Below are 23,669 nucleotides of genomic sequence, written 5' to 3'. Positions count from 1 at the left end.
GTTGCGAAGCCTTGCCGGAGAAAAACTCCGGCGGCGTTTCGCGCCTACCGCATGACATTTTTGATCCACAACGCATCGTGCAAAAATGACGTGAACAGGCCCCACAGACTCCCCACAGGGAGGTACGCCCAAAGGCGTGACAAAGGAAAAAAGGCGTTGCCAGTACGGCAGGCCAGGAGAGCCAGGGATTGTACCCCGGGGGGCGCCAGGGACCGGCTGCAGCGCGCTATTTTGCGTGCCGTGACCGAATTTCAGGGGCCTGCGGCGGTGTCGGCCCGGCCCCGAGGCGGCGCACGGCCTAAAATGCTGCGTTTACAACGTCCTGTTTCCATGGCCAAGGCTTCCACATCCACGTCCGCACCCGGCACCCCCGTCAGCTACGAGGCGGCCTTGCAGGAACTTGAACAGCTGGTCAGCCGGCTGGAGTCCGGCGAACTGCCGCTGGAGCAACTGCTCACGGGCTACCAGCGCGGCGCCGAGCTGCTCAAGTTTTGCCGCGACAAGCTGGAAGCCGTCGAAGGCCAGATCAAGGTGCTGGACGAAGGCACCCTCAAGACATGGACACCCGAGTGAAAGTAATGAGCGACGCAGGGCCGCCCCAAGGCGCGAAGGCCCCTCCGGGGGGCAGCGCAGCACACGCAGTGGCAAGCGCGGGGGCCCATATGACGGAATTCGAGCTGCGTACCTGGAGCAGCGAGCGGCTGGCGCGCGTGGAGCGTGCGCTGGAGGCCTGGGTCGGCATCGATGCCCCGGCCGGGCTGGGCGAGGCCATGCGCTATTCGGTGCTCGACGGCGGCAAGCGCCTGCGCCCCTTGCTGGTGCTGGCTGCATCCGAAGCCGTGGGCGGCAATGAGCGCGCCGCGCTGCGCGCGGCCTGCGCGACGGAACTGATCCACGCCTATTCCCTGGTGCACGACGACATGCCTTGCATGGACAACGACGTGCTGCGCCGGGGCAAGCCCACGGTGCACGTGAAGTTTGGCGAGGCCGGTGCCCTGCTGGCCGGTGACGCACTGCAGGCCCTGGCTTTCGAACTGCTCACGCCCGAGAACGACGGCGTGCCCGAGGCCATGCAGGCGCGCCTGTGCCGCCTGCTTGCGCACGCGGCCGGCAGCGCGGGCATGGCTGGCGGCCAGGCCATCGACCTGGCCAGCGTCGGGGTGAAGCTCGACGAAACACAGCTGCGCCAGATGCACCGTCTCAAGACCGGCGCCCTGCTGCAAGGCAGCGTGCTGATGGGCGCGGCCTGCGGTGAGGTGAGCGCGGGTGAGCGCCAGGCCTTGAGCGATTACGGTGCCGCCCTCGGCCTGGCCTTCCAGGTGGTGGACGACATCCTCGACGTGACCGCCGATTCCGCCACGCTGGGCAAGACGGCCGGCAAGGACGCCGAGCAGGACAAGCCCACCTACGTGTCCCTGCTGGGGCTGGTGCGTTCACGCGCCTACGCGCAGGAGCTGTATGCCCAGGCCTTGCAGGCACTGGAGACCAGCGGCCTGGCCGAGACGCGCGCCCTGCGCGCCCTGGCCGACATGGTGGTGAACCGGGTCCATTGAGCAAGAGCATGTCCGATACCTCCTATCCCCTGCTGCAGACGATCAACGACCCGGCCGAGCTGCGCCAGCTGCCGCGGGCCGAACTGCGCACCCTGGCCGACGAGCTGCGGGCCTATGTGCTCGACAGCGTCTCCAAGACCGGCGGCCACCTCAGCTCCAACCTGGGCACCGTGGAACTCACGGTGGCGCTGCACTACGTCTTCAACACCCCGCACGACCGCCTGGTCTGGGACGTGGGCCACCAGACCTACCCGCACAAGATCCTGACGGGCCGGCGCGAGCGCATGCACACCTTGCGCCAGCTCGGCGGCCTCAGCGGTTTTCCGCTGCGCAGCGAGAGCCCTTTTGATGCCTTCGGCACCGCGCACAGCAGCACCTCCATCTCCGCCGCCCTGGGCATGGCCCTGGCGGCGCGCCAGAAGGGCGAGGACCGCCACGCCATTGCCGTGATCGGCGACGGCGCCATGACGGCCGGCATGGCTTTCGAGGCGCTCAACCACGGCGGCGTCGAAGACTGCAAGCTGCTGGTCATCCTCAACGACAACGACATGTCGATCAGCCCGCCGGTGGGCGCGCTCAACCGCTACCTGGCCCAGCTCATGAGCGGGCGCTTTTATGCGGCCGCCAAGCAGGTGGGCAAGACCGTGCTCAAGGGCGCGCCGCCGCTGTTCGAGCTGGCCAAGCGTTTTGAGGAGCACGCCAAGGGCATGGTGGTGCCGGCCACGCTGTTCGAGAAGTTCGGTTTCAACTACATCGGTCCCATCGACGGCCATGACCTCGACTCGCTGATCCCCACGCTGGAGAACATCAGGCACCTGCAGGGGCCGCAGTTCCTGCACGTGGTCACCAAGAAGGGCCAGGGCTACAAGCTGGCCGAAGCCGACCCCGTGGCCTACCACGGCCCCGGCAAGTTCGACCCGGCCGTGGGCCTGGTCAAGCCCGCCACGCCCCCGAAGCAGACCTTCACCCAGGTCTTCGGCCAGTGGCTGTGCGACATGGCCGACAAGGACCCGCGCCTGGTCGGCATCACGCCGGCCATGCGCGAGGGCTCGGGCATGGTGGAGTTCCACCAGCGTTTCCCGGGCCGTTATTACGACGTCGGCATCGCCGAGCAGCACGCCGTGACCTTCGCCGCCGGCCTGGCCTGCGAAGGGCTCAAGCCGGTGCTGGCGATCTACTCCACCTTCCTGCAGCGCGGTTACGACCAGCTGATCCATGACGTGGCCCTGCAGAAGCTGCCCGTGGTGTTCGCGCTGGACCGCGCGGGCCTGGTGGGGGCCGACGGCGCCACGCACGCCGGCAACTACGACATCGCCTACCTGCGCTGCATTCCCAACATGGCCGTGGCCTGCCCGGCCGACGAGCGCGAATGTCGCCAGCTGCTGAGCACCGCTTTCGAGCAGGACCATCCCGTGGCTGTGCGTTACCCCCGCGGCGCCGGTGCGGGCGTGAGCCCACTGCCGGGTCTGGAATCCCTGCCCTATGGCAAGGGTGAGGTGAAGCGCGAAGGCAAGGGCATCGCCATCCTGGCCTTTGGCACGCTGCTCTACCCGGCCCTGGCCGCCGCCGAGAAGCTCGGTGCCACGGTGGTGAACATGCGCTGGGCCAAGCCGCTCGATGTGGAACTGCTGCTCAAGGTGGCTGCGACGCACGAGGCCCTGGTCACGCTGGAGGAGGGCGCCGTCATGGGCGGCGCTGGCAGCGCGGTGGGCGAAGCGCTGCAGGCTGCGGGCGTGCTCAAGCCGGTATTGCAGTTGGGCTTGCCCGACGCCTTCATCGAGCATGGGGATCCGGCCAAGCTGCTGGCCCTGCAGGGGCTGGACGCCGCCGGCATCCAGACCGCGATCGAAAAGCGTTACCCCGCGCTGGTGCCCCAGGCCAAACCGGCACTCAAGGTCGTGGGCTGAGGCACTCGCCGGCTGTTGGCGGGCCGGCGGCCGGCCTCACTGGGGCTGCTGGTTGCGCCGTTCCATTTCACGCCGTTCCACACACACCGGGTGCTGCGCGTAAAGGGCCTTGTCACACTGCTCTTTCATGCACGTGAGGTACCCGAGCAGGATGCGTCCCTCGCAGGCCGCGTTCGGGTCCGGTGGCGCCGTCGCAGCGGCGGCTGGCGCGGGCGCCTTGCTCGCCGTTTTCGGGCTGTCCGGGGCTCGGGGCTTGTCCTGGGGTGGGGGCGCGGCTGCCGCCTTGGGGGCTGGTTTCGGTTCGGCGGCCCGGGGTTTCACGTCGGCACGTTGTGCGGGGGGCGTCTTGGCAGGGGGCGCCACCGACGCGGGTTTGGCCTTGGGCGTTTCATCTGTTTCTTTGTCGACGATGGCGGCTGCGGGCGTGGGTGCGGGCTTGCTCGACAGGCCCAGGTAAGCGAGGAAGATGGCAGCCACGATCGCCAGGCCGGCTCCGCCCAGTAGCCAGCCGCGCCGGCTGCGGGCGGGCGCCTCGGTACCAGCCTGCGCTGCGGCTGCCTTGCGTGGCGGGAGCATGCGGGTGGCTTCCGGGTCTTCCTCCACCGGGGCTGGCGCCGCGGCCATCTTCATCGTGGGCTCGTTCGGAACGGTCGTCGCCTGGGGGACGACCGTGCGCGTTCCGGTGCCGGACCGCGAGCCGCCATGCTCGCCGCCCGGGTTGCTCAGCCGCTTGATGCGGCGGCGCGCCAGATCGGCATAGATGCCGGCCGGGAACTTGAGCAGGAAATCCCTGAACTCCTCGACATCGACCGAGTCCTTGATCTCCTTCCAGTAGACCAGCTCCACCTCCTGCGTCACGGTGGAACTGGGCAGGCCGGACAGGCTGCCCGAACTGGTGCTGACCAGCGATTCGCCCTTGATCACCGTGGAGGTCCAGGTCGAGCTTTCACCGGGGCGGGGCGGGCTCTTGGGGGGCGTGATCGTGGGATCGGCCGCCGAGCTGGCCGCGGCCTGCAGCGCGGCGCTGAATTCCTGGGCGTTCGGGTAGCGGTCGTCGCGCGACTTTTCCAGCGCGCGCGCCATGAGCTGGTCGATGGCCGGGGGCAGCAGGGGGTTGATGGTCGATGGCGCTGCCACCTCCTGCCCGACGATCTTCTGGATGATTTCGTAGTCGCCCGTGCCGTCGAAGGGCCGGGTCCCGGTCAGCAGCTGGTACAGCACGATGCCGGCCGAGAAGAGGTCGGATCGGGCGTCGATGGGCAGGCCGTGCAGCTGTTCCGGCGACATGTACTTGAGCGTTCCGACCATGGTGCCCTTGGTGCGGGTGGCCTCGCCCGAATCCTGGATCCGCGCGACGCCGAAGTCCGTGAGCTTGATACGCCCGCTGGCCTCGATCAGCAGGTTGGCCGGCTTGATGTCGCGGTGCACGATGTTCTGCTGGTGCGCATAGTCCAGCGCCGAGAGCAGATCGCTCATGATGCTGGTCGCCTGCTGCAGGGTGTAGCGCACCCCCTGGTCGAGGTGGTGCTTGAGGTCCTCGCCCTGGATGTATTCCATCACGAGGTAGGCGATGTCGCCATCGCGGTCGGAATCGTAGACGCTGACGATGTTGGGGTGCTGCAGGCGCGCAGCGGAGCGCGCCTCCGTGCGGAAGCGGATCTCGTATTCGGCGGCTTCCTCGCTCGTGAGGTTCTCGACCTTGATGGTCTTGATCGCCACGCGCCGGTCCAGATTCGGGTCGCGGCCCTCGTAGACCAGCCCCATGGCCCCCTTGCCCAGGACCCGGATCAGTTCGTAGCGACCCAGTGTCTTCTGGCTCATGGTCAGGTCACCTGGCTCTTGATGGAGAAGGCGATCAAGGGGGCATCCTCGTCTTCACGGGCGCAGCCCAGCACGATCTGGCCGCTGCCCACCAGGGTGCATTCGGTACGCCGCAGCACCACGGCCTCGTTCTGGTTGCCCAGGTAGACCCAGGTGCCGAAGCTGGAGGCGTCGGTCAGCACAAACTGGCCGCCGCGCCACTCCAGCGTCGCGTGCAGGCGCGAGACCCGGGGGTCGTTCACATGCAGGGCCGTATCGCTTGCGCGGCCCAGGGAGATGCGGTCGCCCTTGGCTTTCAGTTGCAGCCGTTTGTCCCCATGGGAGAGTTCCAGCGATTCCTCGCGCCGGGGCGGGATGGTCGAGCGTCCGATCATGGTCGCCTCGCCATCGCGGCCGGCCTGCCATTCAACCCGGTAGACGTGGCTGGACTCGGCCTTGCCGCGCAGGTACATGGGGCCCATGCTGCGCAGTGCGGCGCGTTGCACCGGGAAGATGGCCTTCCACACGTTGTCGGTCGTCAGGATCTGCGAGGCGCCGGCCAGGTCGGCCAGGCGGGCGGCGGAGTTGACGGTATCGCCGAAGCAGTCGCCTTCGATCTCGACGACTTCGCCGCTGTCGATGCCGATCTGCAGTTCCACGGGGGCGCCGCTGTCACCGGGACGGATCTGTTTTTCCAGCAGGTGGTTCTGTACCTGGATGCAGGCGGCCAGGGCGGCGCCTTCATGCTGGAAGACGACAAACAGGCCATCGCCCAGTACCTTGACGACCCGGCCCTGGTGTTGCCCAAAGATCTCGCTGAGCATGCTGACCAGCTGGGTGACAAACCTGGAGGCTGCTTCATCTCCCAGCCGCTCGAAAAGACTGGTGCTGCCTACGAGATCTGCAAATACGACGGTGGCCATCGAACGCCCGGGTTGGTTGTCAGCGGGGGACATCACTCAACCGTCGAAGCCGTGCTGACGCCCTCCACCTCCGAGGAATGGTACTCGAAAAGCGCTGCCCGGCCCCCTCCCGTGCGCCGGGGCGTCGAGGATGGGCGCAGCCCTGCGAGGTCGTTGGCGGCGCCGACCCGGGGTTCCCCGTCGCAGGCGGCTACACTTGCAGGTTCCCCGCGCGCGATGCGCGGAGATTCGTACCATTGAACTGGAGTCAAGAACATGGATCGTCGTTCCCTCATCAAGCAGGCCGGCATTGCCGGCGTACTGGCCGCTGGTGCCGCCCCCGCCGTTCACGCGCAAGCCGCAGTGCGCTGGCGCCTCGCTTCGAGCTTCCCCAAGTCGCTCGACACCATCTTCGGCAGCGCCGAGAAGTTCTCGCAGACCGTCAAGGCCCTTTCGGGCGGCAAGTTCGAAGTCTCCGTGCATCCGGCCGGCGAACTGATGCCCGCCTTCGGCGTGGTGGATGCCATCCAGAACAACACCATCGAGATGGCGCAGACCGCGCCCTACTACTTCACCGGCAAGAGCCCCATCTTCGCCTTCGGCTGCGCCGTGCCCTTCGGCCTGACCGCGCGCCAGATGGACGCCTGGATGGAGCATGGCAATGGCCGCAAGCTGATGGACGCCTTCTTCGACCAGTACAACATCAAGAGCCGCAGCGCCGGCAACACCGGCACCCAGATGGGTGGCTGGTACCGCAAGGAAATCAAGACCGTCAAGGACCTCAAGGGCCTGAAGATGCGCATGGGTGGCGGCCTGTTCGGCGAGACCATGCAGAAGCTGGGTGTCGTGGCCCAGAACATGCCGGCTGGCGAGGTCTACCAGGCGCTGGAGAAGGGTACGCTGGACGCCACCGAGTTCGTGGGTCCCTACGACGATGAGAAGCTGGGCTTCAACAAGGTCGCGCCCTTCTACTACTACCCCGGCTGGTGGGAAGGCGGCGCCGAGCTCGAGTTCTTCATCAGCAAGAAGGCCTATGCCGCCCTGTCGTCCGAGAACCAGGCCATCGTCGATGCCGCCACCGCCGTGGCCGCACGTGACATGACGGCCAAGTACGACGCCATGAACCCGCTGGCCCTCAAGCGCCTGGTCGCGGCCAAGACCCAGCTCAAGCCTTTCTCCAAGGAGATCATGGACGCCGGCTACAAGGCCGCCATGGAGGTCTTCGCCGAGCACGAGGCCAAGTCGCCCGAGTTCAAGAAGATCCACCAGGACATGCGCGCCTTCCAGCGCGACCAGATCCTGTGGGCACGCTTCTCCGAGTTCCGCTACGACGGCTTCATGTCCTCCGCCAAACTGTAAGCAGGGCGACAATAAGCATAAGGAACGGGCCCCAGGGGCCCGTTTTCTTTTTGCGGCGAGGGGTGGTCGGGGGTAACTCCCTATGCTCGCCGCTGAACGCCGTTCCTAGAATCGGCCCACCTCAATCATCCGCTGGAGACATTCATGGACCGTCGTTCCCTCATCAAGCACGCGGGCATTGCCGGCGTACTGGCTGCCGGCGCCGCCCCTGCCGTGCACGCCCAGGCCGCCATCCGCTGGCGCCTGACCTCGGCCTTCCCCAAGGCCCTGGACACCATCTATGGCGCTGCCGAGACTTTCTCGCGCAAGGTCAAGGACATGTCGGGCGGCAAGATCGAGATCTCGGTGCATGCGGCCGGTGAACTCGTGCCGACCGCCGGCCTCGTGGATGCGGTGCAGAACGGGACCGTCGAGATGGGCCACACCGCCCCCTACTACTATTTCGGCAAGGATGAGACCTTCGCCCTGGGTTGCGCCATCCCCTTCGGCCTCAACAGCCGCCAGATGACTGCCTGGCAGTACGACGGCAACGGCCTCAAGCTGATGCGCGAGTTCTACAGCAACTACAACATGACCAGCTTTCCCATGGGCAACACCGGTGCCCAGATGGGGGGCTGGTTCCGCAAGGAAATCAAGACGGTCGCCGACTACAAGGGCCTGAAGTTCCGTGTCGGCGGTTTCGCCGGCAAGGTGATTGCCCGCCTGGGCGGTGTGCCGCAGAACATCCCCGGTGGCGAGATCTACCAGGCGCTGGAGAAGGGCACCATCGACGCCGCCGAGTGGGTGGGTCCCTACGACGACCAGAAACTGGGCTTCTACAAGGTCGCCCCCTTCTACCATTACCCCGGCTGGTGGGAAGGTGGTCCGCAACTGGACCTGTTCGTCAACAACAAGGCCTTTGACAGCCTGAACGCCGAGCAGAAGGCCATCATCGAAGGTGCTGCGGCGTATGCCCACACCGAGATGCAGGCCAAGTACGACGCCCGCAACCCGGCGGCCCTCAAGCAGCTGGTCGCCAACAAGGCCAAGCTGGTGTCCTTCCCCAAGCCGGTGCTCGACGCTGCCTTCAAGGAGTCCATGGCCCTGTACAGCGAACTCTCGGCCAAGAACCCGAACTGGAAGAAGGTCTACACCGACTACAGCAACTTCCGTCGCGAGTCCAACCTCTGGTTCCGCTTCACCGAAGCGCGATTCGACAGCTACATGCAGTCGCAGAAGCTGTAATCGGCTTCTCCGCCTCGACAAAACCGCGCTCCGGCGCGGTTTTTTTCGTCCACCCAGGGCGGAACAGGGGCGGTCGTCCCGACCCGTCGCCGGATGGACCGGAGGCTACGGAATGAAAAAGCCCCGCCTCGGCGGGGCTGTGGCCGGGGTGGCGCCCGCGGGCGCCACCGGCGCCGGGCTCACTTGCCGTCTTTTTTCATGGCATCCTGCAGCGCCTTCATGGGGTCCTCGCCGACGGTGCTGGCCTCGCTCTCATTCTCCTCCTCGGGCTTGAGGTCCCGGTCGGCTTCGGCCTGCTGGTCGTCCTCGGTGCCGCGGATGTCGAGTTGCTGCATCACCTCGGTATCGGAGAGGTTCTGTACCTTGTCGATATTGCCCGTGACCAGGTTGGGGAAGGCCATGATGATGCCGACCATGAAGAGCTGGATGCAGATGAAGGCGATCGAGCCTTTGTAGATCTGGCCCGTGGTCACGGCCGGGATGGTCTGGCCGGTGACGCGGTCCTTGTAGTCGTGCTTGGGTGCCACACTGCGCAGGTAGAACAGCGCGAAGCCGAAGGGCGGCGTGAGGAAGGACGTCTGCAGGTTCATGGCGATGATCACGCCGAACCAGATCATGGCCACGTCGGCCGTCATGCCGGGGAACAGGCCGGGCAGTATCTTTTCGGCCACCGGGGCCAGCAGCGGGATCACGATGAAGGCGATCTCGAAGAAGTCGATGAACATGCCCAGGATGAAGACCAGGATGTTCACCACGATCAGGAAACCCCAGGCGCCGCCGGGCATGTCGGCAAACAGGTGCTCGACCCAGATGTGGCCGTCGGCCGCATTGAAGGTGAAGCTGAAGACCGTGGAGCCGATCAGGATGAACAGCACGAAGGACGCCAGCTTGGCCGTGTTGTCCAGCGCCTGCTTGAGCAGGCCCATGTCCAGACGGCGTTTGCCCAGGGCCAGCACCAGCGCGCCGACCGCGCCCATGGCGCCGCCTTCGGTGGGGGTGGCCACGCCGAGAAAGATCGTGCCCAGCACCAGGAAGATCAGGATCAGCGGGGGCATCAGCACGAAGGTCACCTGCTCTGCCAGCCGCGACAGCAGGCCCATGCGGGTGACGCGGTTGACGATGGCCAGCGCCAGCCCGGTCAGCGAGGCCAGGGTCATGGACAGGATCAGGACCTCGTCGCCCGGCGAGGGCGTGTTGCGTTCCAGCCAGGCCGTCAGCAGCTTGTCGTGCACCTGGGCCCAGGCCAGGCCCACGCCGGCACAGATCAGCACCAGCGCCAGCAGGGAGCGGTGGCCCGAACGGCCGTTGGGCTCGCGGTAGATGCGCGCCTCGGGTGGCAGGGCCGGCACCATGGACGGGCGCACCAGCGCCACGATCATCACGAACACCAGATAGGCGGCCACCAGCAGCAGGCCCGGAATCAGCGCGCCGGCGTACATGTCGCCCACCGAGCGGCCCAGCTGGTCGGCCAGCACGATCAGCACCAGCGAGGGCGGGATGGCCTGCGCCAGCGTGCCCGAGGCGGTGATGGCGCCCATGGCGATGGTGCGGCTGTAGCCGTAGCGCAGCATGATGGGCAGGGAGATCAGGCCCATGGAGATCACGGCAGCGGCCACCACGCCGGTGGTGGCGGCCAGCAGCGCGCCGACCAGGATCACCGCGATGGCCAGGCCGCCGCGCAGCGGGCCGAACACCTGGCCCACGGTCTCCAGCAGGTCCTCGGCCATGCCGGAGCGCTCCAGGATGATGCCCATGAAGGTGAAGAAGGGGATGGCCAGCAGCGTGTCGTTCTGCATGATGCCGAAGATGCGCAAGGGCAGGGCCTGGAACATGGTGGCCGGGAACAGCCCCAGCTCCATGCCGACAAAACCGAAGCCCAGGCCGGTGGCGGCCAGCGCGAAGGCGACCGGAAAGCCGGTCAGCAGCAGGAGCAGCAGGCCCGTGAACATGACGGGCACGAACTGTTGTGCGAGGAATTCCATTTATTTTTCTCCGGCCAGCTTGCGCTCGGCAAGTGCTTCAAGTTCTTCCAGGTGCTTCTGCTCGTCGCTCTTGTGCACGGCATCGGCCAGGCTGTCCGGTCCCCGGCCACCGAGGAAGAGCACGCGCTTGAGCAGTTCGGACAGGGCCTGCAGCAGCAGCAGGGCAAAACCCAGCGGCATCAGTCCGATTACCGGCCAGCGGATCAGGCCGCCGGCGTTCTGCGACATCTCGCCCGAGGTGTAGGCCTGCGTGAACATCGGCCAGCTCAGGGCGATGGCGATGCCGCAGAAGGGGATCAGCACCAGGACGATGCCGCCCACGTCGATCCAGTTGCGTGCCCGCGGGCTCAGCCGCGAGGACACGAAGTCGATGCGCACATGCGAGTTCTTCAGGAAGCCGTAGCCGGCGCCGAGCATGAACACGGCGGCGAACAGGTACCACTGGATTTCGAGCAGGCTGTTCGAGCTGGTGCCGAAGGCCTTGCGCACGATGGCGTTGCCGGCACTGATCACGGTGGTGGCCAGGATCAGCCACATGGTGAGCCTGCCGATCCGGCTGCTCAGGCTGTCGATCAGTCCCGATAGTTTGATGAGAAATGGCATGTGCGCTCCAGGAAAGGGTGGTCCGGTGCTTGCCAGCGGGCCTGCTCCACCGGTGGGTGCATGGTTGGCGGCCGCTGCAACTGGCAAATCGTCTGATTTTATAGGGCGCGCCCTTACGGGCTTACGGGTGTATTCACTAGTGGCGTTGCTGCGGACCCGGGGGCGGCCGTCAGGGCGCGGTCAGGTCGACCGACGCCGCGATGCGGAATAATGGGCCATGCCCTTCGAAATCCCCGCCCCTGCTTTCGCCCGGCTCGACAGCGCCGACCTGCGCGGCGCCGGGCGGGACTTGCTGAGCCTGGCGCTGATGGATGCACGCAACCACACCCTGTTCCTGATCGAGCAGTACGAGCAGGGCTTGCGTGCCCAGGGCCTGCAGGTGCCCCTGCTGCCCGAACTCAACCCGCCCCTCTGGGAGTTCGGCCACGTGGGCTGGTTCCAGGAACGCTGGATCGGGCGCAATCTGCAGCGCCACCAGGGCCCGCGCGCCGACCCGCAGGCCACCCTCCTGGCCTCGCTGCTGCCCCAGGCCGATTTCTGGTGGGATTCCAGCCGCATGCCGCATGACCGGCGCTGGGCCCTCGAACTGCCCCCGCTCTCCGACCTCAAGTCCTATCTGCTGGCCACCCTGGAATCGTCCCTGGAGCTGCTGGCCAAGACCCCGGACGAGGACGACGCGCTCTACTTCTACCGACTGGCCCTGTTCCACGAGGACATGCACGGCGAGGCCTTCGTCTACATGGCCCAGACCCTGGGCCTGCGCCTGCAGCTGGCCCTGCCGGCCCCGGCCCTGGCGCGCGAGCCCTTGTGGGTGCCGGCCACGCGCTGGCGCCTGGGCGCCGATGCCGGGGCCGGTTTCACCTTCGACAACGAGCGCCCGGCGCACGAGGTGGCGGTGCCCGAGTTCGAGATCGACGCCCAGCCCGTGAGCTGGACGCAGTACGTCGAATTCGTGGCCGATGGCGGCTACGACCGCCCCGAACTCTGGCTGCCGGCCGGCTGGGAATGGTTGCAGGACCAGGTCCGGCGCGAGGGCCGGCGCGCCCCGCGCCACGTGGAGCAGATCGGCGTGGCGCGTGCCGGCTTGAAGGGGGGCGGGCAGGGCGGGGTGTTGCAGCGCTGGTTCGGCCAGACCGTGCGCCTGGCCGGCTGGTCGCCCGTGATGCACGTGAGCTGGTGGGAGGCCGACGCCTGGTGCCGCTGGGCCGGCCGGCGCCTGCCCACCGAAGTGGAGTGGGAAGTGGCAGCGCACCAGGTGGCGGGCCGGGGTTTCCGCTGGGGCGACGTCTGGGAGTGGACGGCCAGCACCTTCTATGGCTACCCGGGTTTCAGTGCCGACCCCTACCGCGATTACTCCGAGCCCTGGTTCGGCACCCACAAGGTGCTGCGCGGCGCCTCGCTGGCCACGCGCCGGCGCCTGAAATCGCCCAAGTACCGCAACTACTACCTGCCCGGGCGCGACGACGTCTTCAGCGGTTTCCGTTCCTGCGCCCTCTGAGGGGCAGACCCCGCGGCGCGTTTTTTCGTGGCCACGGGTTTTTCCTTGGGCGTGCGGTAGTTCCACCAGGGCAGCAGTCGGCTCATGGCCAGGACCTCGCCCATGCGGGCGGCCGGGTGGTAGCCCGGCAGCTGCTGCAACTGCTGCAACCAGCCCTCGCCCTGCAACACCTGGCACAGGGCCTGCACCGCCGGCTCGTCCAGCGCCGACTTCAGGCACACCAGGTGGTAGTCCTCCTCGACCAGGGGCACGAAATCCAGCCCGCGTGCGCGTGCCGCTGCCTCGATGCCCAGGCCCGCATCGGCCTGGCCTGCGGCGATGGCCTGCGCCACCGCCGCATGCGAGGGTTCGGTGTGGCGGTAGCCCTTGATGCGGCTGGCCGCGATGCCCTGCTGCCGGAGCAGTTCGTCCAGCAGCACGCGTGTGCCCGTGCCCAGGGCGCGGTTCACGAAGCGCGCGCCGCTGCCGGCCAGCTGCTGCAGGCCGTGCAGGCCCAGCGGGTTGCCCCTGGCCACCATCAGGCCCTGACTGCGCCGCGCAAAACCGATGATCTTGTGCAGGCCGGGCTTGAGCAGGGGCTTGTAGGTCTGTTCGGCCAGCGAGCCCGCGCCGGGCTGCTGCAGCGTGTGAAAGCCGGCCATCACGCAACGCCCCTCGTTGAGCGCGCGGATCGCATCGACGCTGCCGGTGAAACGCACGTCCAGGTGCAACTGCTGGGTCTGCGCCGCGTGCGCGCGCAGCGCGCTCAGGGCGTCGTCGTGGCTGGCGTAGAGCGTGAGCACGTGCACCGAGTCGTCGAAGGCTACGGCGTAGGCGCGTTCCAGGTCGGCGCGCAGCGCCTCGATCTGCGGTGACAGGCGCGCCTGCGCCTGGCGCTCGGCCCACAACAGCTTGGTGCCGAACTCGCTCAGGCGTGCGGACTGGCCCTTCTCCCAGATCAGCAACTCATTGCCCAGCTCGTTTTCCCAGCGCTTGAGCTCGCCCCAGACGTGGCGGTAGGAGAGCGCCAGCTGGCGGGCTGCGCCGGAGATGGAACCCGACTCCTGTACTGCGTGCAGCAGGTCCAGCAGGGGGTTGCGGATCAGGGCGGGCTGCTGCTGCGCCTGCGGGACGAATGTGTAGTGAAACTGCAACCTATGCACGGCGGTTCATATGGTGGGGTTTTGGGGCCATCCGTACGATACCAGTGAGAGCCTGGTCACCCTGTTTTACAAGATGCGTTGTGGATCAAAAATGTCATGCGGTAGGCGCGAAACGCCGCCGGAGTCTTCCTCCGGCAAGGCTTCGCAGCACCCCGCATGGCATTTTTGGCCACAACCCGAAGGGAATGTGGTTAAAACCGCGCCACTCGTTGTTGCACTCCTCGCCCAGGCGGTCAGCCTGGGCATCGTCGCGCGCCTAGATTGGCGCGGTTTTAACCGCATTCGCACTTGCAAAACAGGATGACCAGGCTCTCCTAATGTCGACGTTCACCGAAAGCGCGAGCACAGCGCTGCAGCTCATCTCCTCCTTCGATCCGACCCTGCTGGCCATTGTCGGCCGCTCGCTGGGCGTCAGCGCCACGGCCTGCGCCATCGCCTGCGTGCTGGGCGTGGTGCTGGGGGCCTGGCTGGGCGTGGCGCGTTTTGCCGGGCGCGACGTCGTGCTCACGCTGCTCAATACCCTGCTGGCCGTGCCCTCGGTGGTGGTTGGCCTGGTGGTCTACCTGCTGCTCTCGCGCTCCGGCCCGCTGGGCCATCTGGGCTGGCTCTTCAACTTCGAGGCCATGGTGCTGGCCCAGGCCATCCTGGTGCTGCCCGTGGCCACCGCGCTCACGCGCCAGGTCATCGAGGACGCCGAGGTCCAGCACGGCGAGCAGCTGCGCTCCCTGGGCGCGGGCGCGGGCTTGCGCGGCCTGCTGCTGGCCTGGGACGAACGCTATGCCCTGCTCACCATGCTCATGGCCTCCTTCGGCCGTGCCATCTCCGAGGTCGGGGCCGTGATGATCGTCGGCGGCAACATCGACGGCTTCACCCGCGTCATGACCACCGCCATTGCCCTGGAGACCAGCAAGGGCGACCTGCCGCTGGCCCTGGCCCTGGGGCTGGTCCTGCTGGGCGTGGTGCTGGCCCTCAACAGCCTGATCGCCCTGGTGCGCCGCTGGCGCGAACGTGTCGAGGGCAGCGGCCGCGGCGTGGTGACCGGGGTGGAGGCCGTGGCATGAGCGCCGCACGGCCGCCAGCAGGCGCGCGCACCGCAGTGCATGGCACGGAGCTTGCCAGGTGAGCGCCGTGATGTCATCTCAGGTCGTCGCGCTGCACGAGCGGGGCGCCACCATCGAACGTTCGGCCCGGCCCGTCTTCGAGCTGCAGTCCGCCGGTCTCGCCTTTGGCGCCTTGCAGGCCCTGCGCGAGTTGAACCTCAGCATCGCACCTGGCGAGTCCGTGGCCCTGCTGGGCGCCAATGGCAGCGGCAAGAGCACGCTGCTGCGCCTGCTGCACGGTCTGCTGCGGCCCACGGCCGGCCGCTGCCTGGCCGATCCCGGTCTGCGCCAGGCCATGCTGTTCCAGCGCCCCTTCATGCTGCGCACCACGGCGCAGAACAACGTGGCCCTGGCCCTGTGGCTGCGCGGCACGCCCTGGCTCGAGGCCCGCAGCCGCGCGCTGCTTGCGCTCGAACGCGTGGGCCTGCTGCCCCAGGCCGGCCAGCCGGCGCGCACGCTCTCGGGCGGCCAGCAGCAGCGCCTGGCGCTGGCCCGCGCCTGGGCACTGAGCCCTGAGGTCCTGCTGCTGGACGAACCTACCGCCAGCCTGGACCCGCACGCCAAGCGCGAGGTCGAGCAGCTCATCGCCGACTTCGCCGTCGGCGCCCAGGGCCGGCCCGTCACCGTCGTCTTCGCCAGCCACAACCTGGGCCAGGTCAAGCGCCTGGCCACCCGCGTCATCTACCTGGAGGCGGGCCGCGTGCTGGCCGATCTGCCGGTGCAGGCATTTTTCGACGCCGAACGGCTGCAGGCCGTCTCGCCATCCGCCGCATTGTTTGTCAAAGGAGAACTCGTATGAACATTTTCAGATCCGCCGTCCTCAAGGCCGCGCTGGGTGCCACGCTGGCGGTCGCTGCGCTGGCGAGCTCGGCGCAGACCATCGTCATGTCGTCCACCACCTCCACCGAGCAGTCCGGCCTGTTCACCTACCTGCTGCCCGCCTTCAAGGCCGCCAGCGGCATCGACATCAAGGTCGTGGCCCTGGGCACCGGCCAGGCGCTGGACATGGCGCGCCGCGGCGATGCCGACGTGGTCTTCGTGCACGACCAGGTGGCCGAGGAGAAGTTCGTCGCCGACGGCTTCGGCCTCAAGCGCCAGGCCGTCATGTACAACGACTTCGTGCTGATCGGCCCCAAGGCCGACCCGGTGGGCACCAAGGGCAAGGACATCGTCGAGGCCATGAAGAAAGTCGCCGCCGCCCATGCGGCCTTCATCTCGCGCGGCGACAAGAGCGGCACGCACGCCGCCGAGCTGCGCTTCTGGAAGATGGCCGGCCTGGAAGCCAAGGGCAGCGGCTACAAGGAGTGCGGCTGCGGCATGGGCCCGGCGCTCAATATCGCCGCCTCCAGCGGCGCCTATGTGCTGGCCGACCGCGGCACCTGGCTCAACTTCAAGAACCGCGCCGACCTGGCCGTGCTGGTCGAGGGCGACAAGCGTCTCTTCAACCAGTACGGCGTGATGGTGGTCAACCCCGCCAAGCACCCGCAGGTCAAGCTCAAGGAGGCGCAGGCTTTCGTCGACTGGATCGTCTCATCCGCCGGTCAGAGTGCCATCGCCGGTTACAAGATCGGCGGCGAACAGCTCTTCTTCCCGAATGCCGGCCAGTAAAGCGGGCCGTGCTGCATGAAGCGCGTCACCTTCCTCCTCGGCGCCGTCGCACTGGCGCTCACGGGCTGCGCCATGACTGAGCAGGCCGCCGCACCGCTGCCGGTCTATGCCGCCGGCAGCCTGCGCGAAGCGCTGACCGCCATCGCCGCCGACCATGAGGCGCGCAGCGGCCAGAAGATCGCACTGAGCTTCGGTGCCTCGGGTCTGCTGCGCCAGCGCATCGAACAAGGCGAGGGCGCACTGGTCTTCGCCTCGGCCGATACCGAGCACCCGCAGCGCCTGGCGGCGCGCGGGGGCTGGGCGGCACCGCAGGTTTTCACGCGCAACAGCCTGTGCGCGCTGACCGCGGCCCACCTCCACGCCACGCCCGACACGCTGCTGGCCACGATGTTGCGCCCCGATGTACGCCTGGGCACGTCCACGCCCAAGGCCGATCCTTCGGGCGACTACGCCTGGGCCCTGTTCCGCAAGGCCGAGGCCGTGCGCGCCGGCAGTTACGCGCTGCTGGAGACCAAGGCGCTCCAGCTCACCGGCGGCGCCGATTCACCCAAGCCGCCGGCCGGCCGCGGTACCTATGCCTGGGTCATGGACGAAGGCCAGGCCGACGTCTTCCTCACCTATTGCACCAATGCCGTGGCTGCGCAACGCGAAGTGCCGCGCCTGAAGATCGTGCAGGTGCCGCCCGAGTTGCAGGTGGGCGCGGCCTACGGCCTCACGGTACGCAGCGATGCCCCACGCGCCGCGCGCGACTTCGTCACCTATCTGCTTTCCGAGCCGGGGCAGGCCGTGCTGCAACGCTACGGCTTCGGCCGCCCATGAGAGCCCTGCTGGTCCTGCTCGCCTGCTGGGCCGGCCTGGCCCACGCGGCCGAGCCCGTGCGGCTGCAGGTCGGCGGCCTGGTGCAGCACAAGCTCGCACTCACCGCGCAGGACCTGCAGGCCCTGCCGCAGAAGGACTACACCGAGAAACGCAGTGTCATCGTCGACGGTCGCGAGGTCACGCAGACGGTGCTCATGCGTGGCATCCCGCTGCGCGCGCTGCTGGACCAGGCGGGCCTGGCCCCGGACCGCCACGCGCTGCGCCGCAGCTACGTGCTGCTCACGGCCCATGACGGTTACCAGACGGTTTTCTCGTGGGGCGAACTCTACAACAGCCGCGGGGGCGAGGACGTGCTGGTGCTGCTCCGCCATGGTGACGACGACCTGCTGGCGCGCGACGGCTTTCCCTCCCTGCGCTCCTTGCAGGATGTGCGCCCCGGCCCGCGCCACGTGCGCTGGCTGAACTCGGTCGATGTCCTGTTGCCGCCGGCACGTTAACCCTGCCGGAACAGTTCGTGGATCTGCTTGCGCAGCCAGACGTGCGCAGAGTCCTTCTGGAAACGCTGGTGCCAGAACAGGTGCACGTCGATCACCGGTGACTTCATCGGGGTGTCGACGTGGTGCACCTCTCCGTGCTGTACGAAGAACTCCGCCAGGTCGCGCGGCACGGTGGCGATCAGGTCCGAAGTCTCGACGATGGGCAGCAGGCTCATGAAGTGCGAAAGCTCCACCACCACGCGGCGCTGGATGCCCCTGGCCTGCAGGAACTGCTCGAACACGTGTTCGCGCCCGTCGGGCTTGACCACCGCGTGCGAGGCCTTGAGGAACTGCGCCAGGGTCAGCTTGCCCCGGCCCAGCGGGTGGCCCTTGCGCAGCAGGCAGACATGCGAGCTGCGGATCAGGCGCTGCTGGTAGAAGCCCGCCTTCTGCAGGTCGGGGAAATAGCCGATGGCGAGTTCGGCCGCGCCGGACTCCAGTGCCGAGGCCGCGGCATGGCGCGGCATGGCCAGGGTCTTGAGGTTGACCTGGGGCGCGTGTTCGGCCAGGTGGGCCAGCAGGCGCGGCAGGAAGTTCATCTCGGCGATGTCCGGCGTCAGCAGGGTGTAGGCGCGCTGGCTGCTGGCCGGCTCGAAGGCCGAGGGCTGCAGGATCTCGGACTGGATGGTCAGCACGACGGGCCGGATCACCGCACCCAGGCTCTCGGCGCGCGGTGTGGGGTTCATCATGGCGCCGGCGCGCACGAAGAGCGGGTCGTTGAAGAGCACGCGCAGCCGGGCGACCGCCGCGCTCATGGCCGGCTGGCTCAGGCCCAGGGCCTCGCCAGCGCGTGTCACGTTGCGGTGCTGCAGCATGGCGTCGAACACCACCAGCAGGTTCAGGTCGACCGATCGTATATCCATGCCATGGATTCTATGTATTTATGGAATCGACTAGATCAATGATGGGGCTCTCCCTAGACTCGCGTCCATCACTGAATTGATCCGCGTCAAGACGGATCCGACCCACGAGGAGACCGACAAGGTGCAGACACTCACGCTCGCCCGGACGCAGCAGATCATTGCGGCTGCCCTGGCGCATTCCATAGCCGCAGGCTACAAGCCCATGGGCATCGCCGTGCCCATCCGCAATGCGGCCGGTGAACTGCTGGGCGCCGTCGGTGCCAGCGGCGGCACCGGGGACGAGGACGAAGCCATCGGTATCGCGGGTGTGGTGTCGGCCGGCCTGGTCGTCAGCTGATCGGGCCGCTTATGCACAGCTGTTGCGGCGTGGACGTGCACGCCCACGTCATCCCCGGTGAATTTCCCGCCTACCTGGGCGGCACCACGCCGGCTGGCTGGCCCTCCATGGCGCCGGCCCAGGACTGCCATCACCGCAGCGTGATGATCGACGGCAAGAACTACCGCACGGTGTCCGACAAGAGCTGGACCACCTCGCGCCGCCTCGCCGACTTCGCTGACATGGGTCTGGAACTGCAGGTCATCTCGCCCATGCCGGAGCTGCTGTCCTACTGGCTGGCACCGGCCGCCGGTGCGCAGCTGGTGCGTTACCTCAACGAGCAGATCGCCGGCATGGTGGCCGAGTCCGGCGGCCAGCTCATCGGCCTGGGCGCGGTGCCGCTGCAGGACCTGGACCTGGCCCTGCGCGAACTGACTTACATCAAGACCGCGCTGGGGCTCAAGGGGGTGGAGATCGGCAGCAACATCAACGGTGTGGTGATGGGAGATCCGCGCTGGCTGCCCTTTTTCGAGGCCTGCGCTGCGCTGGATCTGCCGGTTTTCGTGCACGCCCTGCGCCCGGCCGGCATGGACCGCCTGGTCGGCCCGCCGCCGCTGCAGCAGGTGCTGGCCTATCCTACCGACGTGGGCCTGGCCGCGGCCTCGGTGCTCACCGGCAACCTGCTGGTCCGTGTGCCCGGCCTGCGCCTGGCCTTCAGCCATGGCGGCGGCACGCTGGCCATGCTGCTGCCGCGCCTGCAGCAGGCCATGGACGTGTTCCCGGCGCTGAAGGACAGCGTGCTGAAGTCACCCGCCGAGCAGGCGCGCGAACTCTATTACGACACCCTGGTCTTCGATACGCCCACCTTGCAGCACCTGGTGCGAACCTTCGGCGCCAGCCAGCTCATGGTGGGCACCGACTACCCCTTCAACTTCCACGAGGCCCGCCCGCTGGAGCGCATCCGCGCCGCCGGTTTCGACGAGGCCGTGCTCGAACAACTGGCCCACGCCAACGCCCGGCGTTTCCTGGGCCTTACGTCAGCTCCAAAAGGAACAACATGACCCATGCCTCCTCACGTGTGGCCGCCCTGCGCAGCGTGGCCCTGAACGTGCCCGACCTGCAGGAAGCCGAACAGTTCTACACGCAGATCTGGCACCTGGACGTGGCCGCGCGCACGAGTGATGCCATTTACCTGCGTGGCACCGGTGCCGACCACCACCTGCTGGCCCTGCACCAGGCCCCGGGTCCGGCGCGTATCCGTAACGTGACGCTGCGCGCGCGCAGCCGTGCGGCGCTGGACGAGGTGGCACAGTCTGTCGTCGCAGCGGGCGGCCGTGTGCTGGATCCGGTGGGTCCGGTGCAGGAACCCGGCGGCGGCATCGCCCTCACCGTGGCCGATGCCGATGGCCGCATCTTCCGCCTGGTGCACGGCGACACCCAACATGCCGATGCGCACGAAACCAAGGACCGCCCCGTGCGCCTGGCCCACGCCGTGCTCAACAGCCACGCTGTGGAAGCCACGCGTGCCTTCATGGAGCAGGTCTTTGACTTCTCACTTTCGGACCGCACCCGCATCATGGCCTTCATGCGCTGCGGCGACGACCACCACAGCATCGCGCTGGGCGACACCGACAACGACGCGCTCAACCACATCGCCTTCCTCATGCCCGACCTGGAGTCCGTCATGCGCGGCGGTGGCCGCATGAAGGATGCGGGTTACGGCATCGAGTGGGGCCCGGGGCGCCATGGCCCCGGCGACAACGCCTTCAACTACTTCGTCGGCCCCTTAGACGTGGTCATCGAATACACGGCCGAAGTCGAGCAGATCGACGACAGCTACCAGGCCGGCCAGCCCTCGGACTGGACCTGGCCGCCCGGCCGCGTCGACCAATGGGGCATTTCCCAACCGCCCAGCGCACGCCTGAAGCAGGCGCAAAAGGCCATCGTTTTCGTTTCTTGATATTTCCCCAGGAGTTTTCATGCGTTTCATCACTTACACCCAAGGCAAAGAACAGCGTCTGGGCGTCGTCACTGGCAACGAGGTCATCGACCTCAACCAGGCCCAGCCCCAGATCAGCGCCGACCTGCGCACCGCGCTGCGCGCGGGGCAGGACCTGAAGGGTGCCGCGAAAGCCGCCATCGCTTCCGGCGCCAGGCGCGTGCCGCTGGCCAGCGTGACGCTGGCCCCCGTGCTGCCCGAGCCCGGCAAGATTGTCTGCCTGGGCCTGAACTACTACGACCACGCCAAGGAAGGCGGGCGCGAGAAGCCGGTCTACCCCTGGTTCTTCCTGCGCTGTGCCTCCTCGCTGCTGGCGCCTGACGCCAAGGCCCTGCGCCCCAAGGTCTCCGAGCGCCTGGACTGGGAGGCTGAACTTGCCGTGGTGATCGGCAAGACCGTGAAGCACTGCACGATGGAGAACGCGCTCGATGCGGTGTTCGGCTATTCCGTCTTCAACGACATCTCGGTGCGCGACTACCAGAAGAAGACACCGCAGTGGAGCATCGGCAAGAACTTCGACCGCACCGGCCCCTTCGGCCCGGCGCTGGTCACGGCCGACGAACTGCCCCCGGGTGCCACCGACCTGCGCATCCAGGCGCGCCTGAACGGCCAGGTCATGCAGGACGCCAACACCCGCGACATGATCTGGGGCGTGGCCGAGACCATCCAGCTGCTCACCGAGTGCATGACGCTGGAGCCCGGCGACGTCATCGTCATGGGCACGCCCGCCGGCGTAGGCCAGGCGCGCACGCCCCCGGTCTGGATGAAACACGGCGACGTGGTCGAGATCGAGATCGAGAACATCGGCCTGCTGCGCAACACCATCGAGGACGAGGCATGAGCACCGCCCGGCCGCCCGAAGGTGCTCGCACCGCAGCCCGTCAGGGCGCAGGTACTTCAGTGACCATGGGGAACGTGAAAGCGGCGGCGCCGTATGACGTCGCCATCGTGGGCTTCGGCCCCTCGGGCGCGGTGGCCGCGGGCCTGCTGGGCGCGTTGGGCATCCGCACCTATGTGTGCGACAAGCTGCACGCGGTCTACGACAAACCGCGCGCCATCGCGCTGGACCACGAGATCATCCGCCTGTTCCAGCAGATGGGCGTGGCGAAAAAGATCAAGCCCTACCTGGAGCCCTTCACCGATTCGGTCTACTACGGGGTGGACGGCCAGGTCATCAAGCGCATGTCCACCGTGGCGCCGCCGTACCCGCTGGGCCACACGCCTTCGGTGGTCTTCACCCAGCCGCCAGCCGAGCGCATCCTGCGCGAGCACGCGCTGTCCTTTCCCTGCGTGACGGTGCAGCTGGGCCAGACGCTCACGCAGATCACGCAGGACGATCAAGGCGCCACGCTCACGCTCCAGGGCGACGATGGCCAGACCTCCAGCGTGCAGGCCCGCTACGTGATCGCCTGCGACGGGGCGTCGAGCACCGTGCGCGCTCAGGTGGGCATCACGCTGGAAGACCTGGACTTCGACGAACCCTGGCTCGTGGTCGATGTGCTGGTCAATGAAAAAGGCCTGGCCAAGCTGCCCACCACCAGCGTGCAGTACTGCAACCCCGAGCGTCCCAGCACCTACCTGATCTGCCCCGGCAAGCATCGCCGCTGGGAGATCTCCATCAACCCCGGCGAAGACCCGAAGCAGGTCGCCACGCCCGAAGGCACCTGGAAGCTGCTGGCCCCCTGGCTCACGCCGGCCGACGCCACGCTCTGGCGCCAGGCCAGCTATCGCTTCCACGCGCTGGTCGCCAGCCAGTGGCGCAGTGGCCGCGTTTTCGTGGCAGGCGACGCTGCCCACCAGCAGCCGCCCTTTCTGGGCCAGGGCATGTGCCAGGGCGTGCGCGACGTGGCCAACCTCTGCTGGAAACTGGGCGCCGTGCTCAAGGCCGGCGCGCCCGAGCGCCTGCTCGACACCTATGGCTCCGAACGCAAGGCCCACGTCACCGACCTGACCACACGCATCAAGGGCATCGGCCAGATCATCTGCGAGCGCGACCCCGTGCGCGCCCGCGCGCGTGACGCGAAGTTGCTCGCCGAATGCGGTGGCGTCGTGCAGCCCACGCCGCGCCAGGACGTGCAGCCCGCCCTGCGCGCGGGCCTGCTCGCCGCACAGCAGCACCCGGCGCGCGGCACCATCTTCCCGCAGCCCTGGCTGATGGTCGGTGGTGAAAAACAGCGCATGGACGATGTGCTCGGCAGCGGCTGGCGCCTGGTGCTCGACCGCCATGCCGACGCGGCCCTGCGCCAGCAGGCGCGTGTGTTGGCACACCCCGGCCTCACCATCGTGCAACTCGGCACCCCCGGCTGCACCGAGGCCGAGGGCGTGCTGGCCCGCTGGTTTGAACGCCAGGGTTGCAGCGCCGCCCTGGTGCGGCCCGACCATTACGTCTATGGCGTGGTGTCCAGTGCGCCGGAACTGGCCGCGCAGCTGGAAGCGCTGGCCGCCTTCTGACGACAAC

General features: G+C 67.7%; 22 protein-coding genes. 16 read left to right on the top strand and 6 right to left on the bottom strand.

All coding sequences use genetic code 11. The features are described from left to right. Window positions 1–330: 330 nt before the first annotated feature. The 3 genes from AC1RRP_RS05580 to dxs all read left to right on the top strand — a co-directional run bounded on the left by AC1RRP_RS05580 (window position 331) and on the right by dxs (window position 3,460). The gene (locus tag AC1RRP_RS05580) at window positions 331–573 is read left to right on the top strand and encodes an exodeoxyribonuclease VII small subunit (protein WP_493034072.1); all 243 of its coding nucleotides are present in this window, start codon (window positions 331–333) and stop codon (window positions 571–573) included. Between the two features lie 89 nt (window positions 574–662). Next, entirely contained in the window at window positions 663–1,553 is an 891-nt protein-coding gene (locus tag AC1RRP_RS05575) for a polyprenyl synthetase family protein (protein WP_493034070.1), read from the top strand. Window positions 1,554–1,561: 8 nt separating this feature from the next. Next, a complete protein-coding gene (gene dxs, locus AC1RRP_RS05570) occupies window positions 1,562–3,460 on the top strand; it encodes a 1-deoxy-D-xylulose-5-phosphate synthase (RefSeq protein WP_493034068.1) in 1,899 nt (632 codons plus the stop codon). Between the two features lie 36 nt (window positions 3,461–3,496). On the opposite strand, the gene AC1RRP_RS05565 is transcribed toward dxs, so the two are convergent. Both AC1RRP_RS05565 and AC1RRP_RS05560 read right to left on the bottom strand, forming a co-directional pair. Beyond that, entirely contained in the window at window positions 3,497–5,281 is a 1,785-nt protein-coding gene (locus AC1RRP_RS05565; protein WP_493034066.1) for a serine/threonine-protein kinase, read from the bottom strand. Window positions 5,282–5,283: 2 nt separating this feature from the next. Then, a complete protein-coding gene (locus AC1RRP_RS05560; protein ID WP_493034063.1) occupies window positions 5,284–6,183 on the bottom strand; it encodes an adenylate/guanylate cyclase domain-containing protein in 900 nt (299 codons plus the stop codon). A 255-nt stretch (window positions 6,184–6,438) separates the two neighbouring features. Between AC1RRP_RS05560 and AC1RRP_RS05555 the strand changes: the two genes are divergently transcribed. Next, complete coding sequence (locus tag AC1RRP_RS05555) at window positions 6,439–7,521, top strand: TRAP transporter substrate-binding protein (RefSeq protein ID WP_493034062.1); 1,083 nt, start codon at window positions 6,439–6,441, stop codon at window positions 7,519–7,521. A gap of 144 nt (window positions 7,522–7,665) precedes the next feature. Further along, window positions 7,666–8,745, top strand: coding sequence for a TRAP transporter substrate-binding protein (locus tag AC1RRP_RS05550; RefSeq protein WP_493034060.1), 1,080 nt, complete (start codon window positions 7,666–7,668; stop codon window positions 8,743–8,745). 179 nt (window positions 8,746–8,924) lie between these two features. Here the strand turns inward: AC1RRP_RS05550 and AC1RRP_RS05545 are convergent, their stop codons facing one another. Beyond that, entirely contained in the window at window positions 8,925–10,727 is a 1,803-nt protein-coding gene (locus AC1RRP_RS05545) for a TRAP transporter large permease (RefSeq protein WP_493034058.1), read from the bottom strand. After that, complete coding sequence (locus tag AC1RRP_RS05540) at window positions 10,728–11,330, bottom strand: TRAP transporter small permease subunit (protein ID WP_493034056.1); 603 nt, start codon at window positions 11,328–11,330, stop codon at window positions 10,728–10,730. A gap of 217 nt (window positions 11,331–11,547) precedes the next feature. On the opposite strand from AC1RRP_RS05540, the gene senA reads away from it, so the two are divergent. After that, on the top strand, window positions 11,548–12,828 hold the full coding sequence (gene senA, locus AC1RRP_RS05535; protein ID WP_493034053.1) for a selenoneine synthase SenA: 1,281 nt from the start codon (window positions 11,548–11,550) through the stop codon (window positions 12,826–12,828). On the opposite strand, the gene AC1RRP_RS05530 is transcribed toward senA, so the two are convergent. Next, complete coding sequence (locus AC1RRP_RS05530; RefSeq protein WP_493034051.1) at window positions 12,774–13,970, bottom strand: substrate-binding domain-containing protein; 1,197 nt, start codon at window positions 13,968–13,970, stop codon at window positions 12,774–12,776. The two genes, senA and AC1RRP_RS05530, sit on opposite strands and share 55 nt — an antisense overlap. 317 nt (window positions 13,971–14,287) lie before the next feature. Between AC1RRP_RS05530 and AC1RRP_RS05525 the strand changes: the two genes are divergently transcribed. From AC1RRP_RS05525 to AC1RRP_RS05505, 5 genes are all read left to right on the top strand, one after another. Next, complete coding sequence (locus tag AC1RRP_RS05525) at window positions 14,288–15,031, top strand: ABC transporter permease (RefSeq protein WP_493034049.1); 744 nt, start codon at window positions 14,288–14,290, stop codon at window positions 15,029–15,031. A 70-nt stretch (window positions 15,032–15,101) separates the two neighbouring features. After that, window positions 15,102–15,869, top strand: a complete 768-nt coding sequence (locus AC1RRP_RS05520) for an ATP-binding cassette domain-containing protein (RefSeq protein ID WP_493034047.1) — start codon at window positions 15,102–15,104, stop codon at window positions 15,867–15,869. Further along, on the top strand, window positions 15,866–16,678 hold the full coding sequence (locus AC1RRP_RS05515) for an ABC transporter substrate-binding protein (protein ID WP_493034046.1): 813 nt from the start codon (window positions 15,866–15,868) through the stop codon (window positions 16,676–16,678). Before AC1RRP_RS05520 ends, AC1RRP_RS05515 begins: the two co-directional genes overlap by 4 nt. A gap of 15 nt (window positions 16,679–16,693) precedes the next feature. Beyond that, entirely contained in the window at window positions 16,694–17,497 is an 804-nt protein-coding gene (locus tag AC1RRP_RS05510; protein ID WP_493034044.1) for a molybdate ABC transporter substrate-binding protein, read from the top strand. Beyond that, entirely contained in the window at window positions 17,494–17,994 is a 501-nt protein-coding gene (locus AC1RRP_RS05505) for a molybdopterin-dependent oxidoreductase (protein WP_493034043.1), read from the top strand. Before AC1RRP_RS05510 ends, AC1RRP_RS05505 begins: the two co-directional genes overlap by 4 nt. Here the strand turns inward: AC1RRP_RS05505 and AC1RRP_RS05500 are convergent. Continuing rightward, window positions 17,991–18,896 carry a LysR family transcriptional regulator gene (locus tag AC1RRP_RS05500; RefSeq protein ID WP_493034041.1) on the bottom strand — a complete coding sequence of 302 codons (906 nt, stop codon included), beginning with the start codon at window positions 18,894–18,896 and terminating at the stop codon, window positions 17,991–17,993. The two genes, AC1RRP_RS05505 and AC1RRP_RS05500, sit on opposite strands and share 4 nt — an antisense overlap. Window positions 18,897–18,972: 76 nt before the next feature. Between AC1RRP_RS05500 and AC1RRP_RS05495 the strand changes: the two genes are divergently transcribed. From AC1RRP_RS05495 to AC1RRP_RS05475, 5 genes are read left to right on the top strand one after another with little or no spacing between them, the layout of a single operon-like run. Beyond that, a complete protein-coding gene (locus AC1RRP_RS05495; RefSeq protein ID WP_493034039.1) occupies window positions 18,973–19,233 on the top strand; it encodes a heme-binding protein in 261 nt (86 codons plus the stop codon). 11 nt (window positions 19,234–19,244) lie between these two features. After that, the gene (locus AC1RRP_RS05490; protein WP_493034035.1) at window positions 19,245–20,273 is read left to right on the top strand and encodes an amidohydrolase family protein; all 1,029 of its coding nucleotides are present in this window, start codon (window positions 19,245–19,247) and stop codon (window positions 20,271–20,273) included. Further along, window positions 20,270–21,172: a VOC family protein gene (locus AC1RRP_RS05485; RefSeq protein ID WP_493034033.1), complete on the top strand. Its 903-nt coding sequence runs from the start codon at window positions 20,270–20,272 to the stop codon at window positions 21,170–21,172. The genes AC1RRP_RS05490 and AC1RRP_RS05485 overlap by 4 nt, the downstream gene beginning before the upstream one ends. A 19-nt stretch (window positions 21,173–21,191) precedes the next feature. After that, a complete protein-coding gene (locus AC1RRP_RS05480; RefSeq protein ID WP_493034031.1) occupies window positions 21,192–22,052 on the top strand; it encodes a fumarylacetoacetate hydrolase family protein in 861 nt (286 codons plus the stop codon). After that, window positions 22,049–23,662 carry a bifunctional 3-(3-hydroxy-phenyl)propionate/3-hydroxycinnamic acid hydroxylase gene (locus tag AC1RRP_RS05475; RefSeq protein ID WP_493034029.1) on the top strand — a complete coding sequence of 538 codons (1,614 nt, stop codon included), beginning with the start codon at window positions 22,049–22,051 and terminating at the stop codon, window positions 23,660–23,662. The genes AC1RRP_RS05480 and AC1RRP_RS05475 overlap by 4 nt, the downstream gene beginning before the upstream one ends. The last annotated feature ends 7 nt before the right edge of the window (window positions 23,663–23,669 follow it).

The organism is Hylemonella sp. GW821-FHT12C09 (genome assembly GCF_058807395.1).
This window is presented reverse-complemented; position numbering and strand designations above follow the sequence as displayed.